Below are 5,209 nucleotides of genomic sequence, written 5' to 3'. Positions count from 1 at the left end.
CGCGGCGGGGAGGCGGGCGGGGGCCGCGGGGCGGGGCGGCGGCCGGTGGCTACGGTGATCGCCATGAGCACCGCCGCGGTCCGGCAGGCCACCGACGACGACGTCGACGACATCGTGCGCGTTCAGCTGACCACCTGGCGCACCGCCTACACCGACACGCTGGGGACCGGGGTCGTCGACGCGCTGGACGCCGATGACCTGGCCGCGCAGTGGTCCGGCGCGGTGCGGCATCCGGAGACCGCGGTCCGGGTGGCCACCGAGGGCGGGTACACGGTCGGGTTCTGCGTCGCGGGCCCGGCACCGGCGGAGGACGTCGCCTCGGCCGACGGAGCCCTGCCCGGCGACGCCGACCAAGTCGGTCTCATCGCGACCGTCCTCGTGGAGCCCCGGTGGAGTCGGCGCGGCCACGGTGGCCGGTTGCTCGCGGCGGCGGCCACCGCCCTGCGGGAGCACGGCGCCGAACGCGGCATCGCGTGGGTGGCACAGTCCGACTCGGCCACGCTGAACCTCTACCGCCACGCGGGGTGGCACCCGGACGGTACGGTGCGCACCCTGGACACCGGCGAACGCACGGTCCGCGAACTGCGGCTGACCGGCAGCCTCGATCTGCGGCTGCACGACCCGGAGGCGTGAGCCCGGACGGCCCGGTCCCCGCCCGGCGGCCCGGGTGTCACTCCCCGGACTCGACCGTGCGGTAGAGCGCCCCGATCTCGGCGTGCGTGAGCGGGCGGACGGTGCCCGGTTTCGTGTCGCCGAGCCGGACGTCGCCCACCGCGGTGCGGACCAGCTTGCGGACCGGGTGGCCGACCTCGTCCAGCAGCCGCCGGACGATGCGGTTGCGGCCCTCGTGCAGCACCAACTCCACCAGGGTGCGGCCGGGACGGGTGTCGACGATGCGGAACCCGTCGACCCGCACGGGTCCGTCCTCCAGCGACACGCCCTCCCGCAGCGTCGCGCCCAGCCCCCGGGGCACCGTGCCCTCGACCTCGGCGACGTAGGTCTTGGGCACGGTGAACGACGGATGCATCAGCCGGTGCGCCAGGTCGCCGTCGTTGGTCAGCAGCAGCAGGCCCTCGGTGTCGGCGTCGAGCCTGCCGACGTGGAACAGTCGCCGGTCGGAGACGTAGTCGCCCACACAGGGCCTGCCCCGGTCGTCGGTCATCGTGCTGTGCACCCCGCGCGGCTTGTTCAGCGCCCGGTACACCAGATCCTCGCGGACCACCACCCGCGACCCGTCGACGCGGATCACGGCGGTGTCCGGGTCGACCCGGCGGCCCTGCTCCTCCACCACCACGCCGTCCACGCTCACCCGGCCGTCGGCGATCATCTCCTCCGCCGCGCGGCGGGAGGCGACCCCCGCGCGGGAGAGCACCTTCTGCAACCGCACACCCTCGGGCCCGTCCGCGTGCCGGTCAGCCGTCGTCAATCGAATCCACCTCGGGAAGCAGGGGGGCGATCGGGGGCAGGTCGGACAACGACGACAGCCCCAACCGCTCCAGGAACAGGTCGGTCGTGCCGTACAGGGTGCCGCCGGTCTCCGGGTCGGTGCCGCTCTCCTCGATCAGCCCCCGGGCCAGCAGTGTGCGCACGACACCGTCGACATTGACACCCCGCACCGCCGCGACCCGCGACCGGGTCACCGGTTGCCGGTAGGCCACCACCGCCAGGGTCTCCAACGCGGCCCGGGTCAGCTTGGACCGTTGCCCGTCGAGCAGCAGCTTCTCCACGAACGGGGCGTAGGTGTCCCGGGTGTAGAAGCGCCACCCGTCCGCCACGCGCCGCAGGTCGATGCCGCTGCCGCGGTCCTTGTAGTCCTCCGCCATCGTGCGCAGCATCTCGGTGACCCGGTCCACCGGCTGCTCCAGCGCCCCGGCCAGCGACTCCTCGTTCACGGGCGCGTCCACCACCAGCAGCACCGCCTCCAACGCCGAGCGCAACGCGTCGTCGGACGACACGTCCGGCAGTGCCCGTCCCCCGGCCGCACCGGCAGCGTCGTCCCCGTCGGCAGCGTCCTCCCCGCCGGCAGCATCGTCGCCACCGGCAGCGTCGCTCCTGTCGGCGACGTCGCTCCCGTCGACCTCTCCGGCCGCGTCGATTCCCCCGGCCGCCGGGACGCTCGCGTCGGCCGGGTCGCCCCCGTCAGCCGGTGGTTGCTCCACCGGCGGGTCACCCACCGTCGTGTCGTGGGCGGTCCCGTCCTCGTTCATCCGTACTCCTCGTCCGCCTCCGCACCGTCCGCGCGGTCGCGCTCGGCCGCCGCGGCGGCCTCCTCCGCGGAGCCGCCCGTCCACCGCACGTGCAGCTCGGCCAGGGCCTCCGCCTGCTCGAACTCGACGGTGGACTCCCGGTACAGCTCCAGCAGCGCCAGGAACCGCGCGACGACGTCGATGGTGTGCTCGCAGTCGTCGACCAGCTCGCCGAAGGTGGCCCGGCCCGCGGTGGCCAGCCGCACCCGCAGGACCGCGGCGTGCTCCCGGACCGAGACCCGCCCGGTGTGCAGGTGGTCCAGCGACACCGTGGGCGGCGGTTTGGGCCGGAACACCCCGGCGGCCACCTCGGCGAACGTCTCCGGGGTCACGCCCAGCATCACCTCGGGCAGCAGCCCGACGTAGCGGTCCTCCAGCACCACCGAGCGGGGATAGCGCCGCAGCGCCGACGACTCCAGCTCGGCGAACAACGCGGCCACCTGCTTGTACGCACGGTACTGCAGGACACGGGCGAACAGCAGGTCGCGCGCCTCCAGCAGCGCCAGATCCTCCTCGCTGTCCACCTCGGCCGAGGGCAGCAGGCGCGCGGCCTTGAGGTCCAGCAGGGTCGCCGCGACGACGAGGAACTCGGTGGTCTCGTCGAGGCGCCGCTCGGTGCCCAGTGCCCGGGTGTAGGCGATGAAGTCGTCGGTGACCCGGTGCAGCGCGACCTCGGTGACGTCCAGCTGGTGCTGCGAGATCAGTTGCAGCAGCAGGTCGAACGGACCCTCGAAGTTCTCCAGCCGCACCTGGAACCCCGGTGCCGGACCGGTCTCCCCCGGGGTGCTGCCGTCGCTCCGCCCGGGGTCGGTCTCCCCGGGCGCAACCACCGGGGCGGTGTCGTCCGGAACCGCCGAGGCGGCGTCGTCCATCAGGGCGTCGTCCCCCCGGCGTCCCCGGCCCCACCGGCGGTGCCCTCGTCGGTGTCCCGCAGCCGCTGCACCAGCACGGACTCCTCCGCGTTCTCCTCGAAGTCGGCGAGTAGCACCGCGACCGCCTCCCGCACGATGCGCCCGCGATCGACCACGAGGTCGTGGGCACCACGCAGGGTGAGCCGTGCCTGCTCCATCGCCAGCAGTTCGTCACCCGAGACATAGACGGTGATCTTCGCGTCGTGCCGCTGCCTCCCGGAGCCCTTCCGCGGGGCCGTCCTGGCCCACCGCCGGTCGCCGTCCCCGGCCGGGTCCGCCCCGGCAGTCTCCGGGCGTGCCGGGTCACCGGCCTCCGCCCCGGCGGCACCGGTTCCGTCGGCACCGATCCCCTCGGCACCGATCCCCTCGGCACCGATCCCCTCGGCACCGGCCCCGTGCGCACCGGCCCCGGCGACACCGGTCGGCTCCGGGGCGCCGTCCCCGGGAGCCGACGTCCCGGGGGACGGGCGGGTGGTTCGGCGGAACAGTTCCGAGGCACCGGGCAGGGGTGCTCGTCTGCTCACCGACGGATCACCTCGCGGGCCAGCGTGCGGTACGCGGTCGCACCGGCCGACCGGGGTGCCCAGCGGGTGATCGGTTCTCCGGCCACCGTCGTCTCGGGGAACCGCACCGTGCGGTTGATCACCGTGTCGAACACGGTGTCACCGAATGCCTCCACCACGCGCGCCATGACCTCCTTCGAGTGCAGGGTCCTCGGATCGAACATGGTGGCGAGGATGCCGGTGATGTCGAGCCTCGGGTTCAGCCGCTCACGCACCTTGTCGATCGTGTCGATCAACAATGCCACACCGCGCAGACTGAAGAACTCGCACTCCAGCGGGATGATGACGCCGTCGGCCGCGGTGAGCGCGTTGACGGTGAGCAGGCCGAGCGAGGGCTGGCAGTCCACCAGCACGTAGTCGTACTCGTCGATCACCGGCCGCAGTACCCGCAGCAGGGTGTGTTCCCGGCCCACCTCGGCCACGAGCTGCACCTCGGCGGCGGAGAGGTCGATGTTGCTCGGCAGCAGGTGGACGTCGTCGACGGTGGTCTTGCGGATGACGTCGCCGACCTCGACGGAGCGCTCCATGATCACGTTGTAGACCGTCTGGTCCAGCTCGTGCGGCTGGATACCGAGGCCGACGGACAACGCCCCCTGCGGGTCGAAGTCGACCAGCAGCACCTTGCGGCCGTACTCGGCCAGCGCCGCGCCCAGATTGATCGTGGAGGTGGTCTTGCCCACGCCGCCCTTCTGGTTGCACATCGCGACGACCCGCGCGGGGCCGTGCCCGTCCAACCGGGGCGGCTCGGGGATCTCGCGGCGCGGCCGCCCGGTGGGACCGGGCTTCGGCTTGTCGTCGACCACGTCCCGGGCCCCCTTCGCCGTGCGCACGGGGGTATGGTCCCCGGCGTCGGACACGGGGGCGTGGTCCCCGGCGTCGGACACGGCCGCCGGACCGGAGGTCCCGTCCGCGGTCGCGTCGGTCGCCCGGCCGGACGGGTCCTGGGCGCGCCTCGCCGTGTGGTGGGAAGTCGACATGGGGCGAAAGCTCCTCTTCGGCATGGACGGCGCCAGCGTATTGCGGTACTCGGAACAGCGCCAACGCGACTCGCCTGGCACGACCGGGCTAGTTTTCGCCCGCTCAGCCCCGGGCGCGGGGATGCGCCGTCACGTAGACCTCACGGAGGGTGTTGACTGTCACCAGGGTGTAGACCTGGGTCGTGCTCACCGACGCGTGGCCGAGCAGCTCCTGCACCACGCGGACGTCGGCCCCGCCCTCCAGCAGGTGGGTGGCGAACGAGTGCCGCAGGGTGTGCGGCGAGACCGGGGCGGTGATCCCGGCGCGCCCGGCCGCGTCCCGGAGGGTCTGCCACCCGCTCTGCCGGGACAGCCGTCCACCCCGGGCGTTCAGGAACACCGCGGCCCCTCCCCCGCCGCGCCGGGCCAGTTCGGGGCGCGCCCGCACCAGGTAGGCGTCGACGGCGTCGGTCGCGGGCCCGCCGACCGGCACGAGGCGCTGTCTGCCGCCCTTGCCGCGCAGCAGGACCGTC

The 5,209-nt window shown here is 73.7% G+C and carries 7 protein-coding genes; 1 reads left to right on the top strand and 6 read right to left on the bottom strand.

The window, feature by feature from the left end; all coding sequences use genetic code 11:
- Nucleotides 1-63: 63 nt before the first annotated feature.
- On the top strand, nt 64-633 hold the full coding sequence (locus SACPADRAFT_RS0200470) for a GNAT family N-acetyltransferase (RefSeq protein WP_028662112.1): 570 nt from the start codon (nt 64-66) through the stop codon (nt 631-633).
- A 37-nt stretch (nt 634-670) separates the two neighbouring features.
- Here the strand turns inward: SACPADRAFT_RS0200470 and SACPADRAFT_RS0200465 are convergent, their stop codons facing one another.
- The 6 genes from SACPADRAFT_RS0200465 to SACPADRAFT_RS24480 form a co-directional block, all read right to left on the bottom strand.
- Nucleotides 671-1,426, bottom strand: a complete 756-nt coding sequence (locus tag SACPADRAFT_RS0200465) for a pseudouridine synthase (protein WP_007026392.1) — start codon at nt 1,424-1,426, stop codon at nt 671-673.
- Complete coding sequence (gene scpB, locus SACPADRAFT_RS0200460) at nt 1,413-2,207, bottom strand: SMC-Scp complex subunit ScpB (RefSeq protein WP_007026391.1); 795 nt, start codon at nt 2,205-2,207, stop codon at nt 1,413-1,415. The genes SACPADRAFT_RS0200465 and scpB overlap by 14 nt, the downstream gene beginning before the upstream one ends.
- Complete coding sequence (locus tag SACPADRAFT_RS0200455; RefSeq protein ID WP_007026390.1) at nt 2,204-3,118, bottom strand: segregation and condensation protein A; 915 nt, start codon at nt 3,116-3,118, stop codon at nt 2,204-2,206. The genes scpB and SACPADRAFT_RS0200455 overlap by 4 nt, the downstream gene beginning before the upstream one ends.
- Nucleotides 3,118-3,504 (bottom strand): hypothetical protein, encoded by a 387-nt coding sequence (locus tag SACPADRAFT_RS31835; protein ID WP_084258224.1) that lies wholly within the window; start codon nt 3,502-3,504, stop codon nt 3,118-3,120. The genes SACPADRAFT_RS0200455 and SACPADRAFT_RS31835 overlap by 1 nt, the downstream gene beginning before the upstream one ends.
- Before the next feature lie 173 nt (nt 3,505-3,677).
- The gene (locus tag SACPADRAFT_RS0200445) at nt 3,678-4,697 is read right to left on the bottom strand and encodes a ParA family protein (RefSeq protein ID WP_007026388.1); all 1,020 of its coding nucleotides are present in this window, start codon (nt 4,695-4,697) and stop codon (nt 3,678-3,680) included.
- Nucleotides 4,698-4,800: 103 nt separating this feature from the next.
- On the bottom strand, nt 4,801-5,209 hold a 409-nt coding region (locus SACPADRAFT_RS24480), incomplete at its 5' end, for a tyrosine-type recombinase/integrase (RefSeq protein ID WP_007026387.1).

The sequence above is a fragment of the Saccharomonospora iraqiensis subsp. paurometabolica YIM 90007 genome (genome assembly GCF_000231035.2).
Classification (GTDB): Bacteria; Actinomycetota; Actinomycetes; order Mycobacteriales; family Pseudonocardiaceae; genus Saccharomonospora; species Saccharomonospora paurometabolica.
Note: the sequence above shows the minus strand (reverse complement) of the source record. Positions and strands in the feature narration are given on the sequence as shown.

Coding starts and splice junctions, on each gene's coding strand:
- SACPADRAFT_RS0200445 (WP_007026388.1), bottom strand. CDS start 4,697: ATGTCGACTTCCCACCACACGGCGAGGCGCGCCCAGGACCCGTCCGGC.
- SACPADRAFT_RS0200470 (WP_028662112.1), top strand. CDS start 64: ATGAGCACCGCCGCGGTCCGGCAGGCCACCGACGACGACGTCGACGAC.
- SACPADRAFT_RS0200455 (WP_007026390.1), bottom strand. CDS start 3,118: ATGGACGACGCCGCCTCGGCGGTTCCGGACGACACCGCCCCGGTGGTT.
- scpB (WP_007026391.1), bottom strand. CDS start 2,207: ATGAACGAGGACGGGACCGCCCACGACACGACGGTGGGTGACCCGCCG.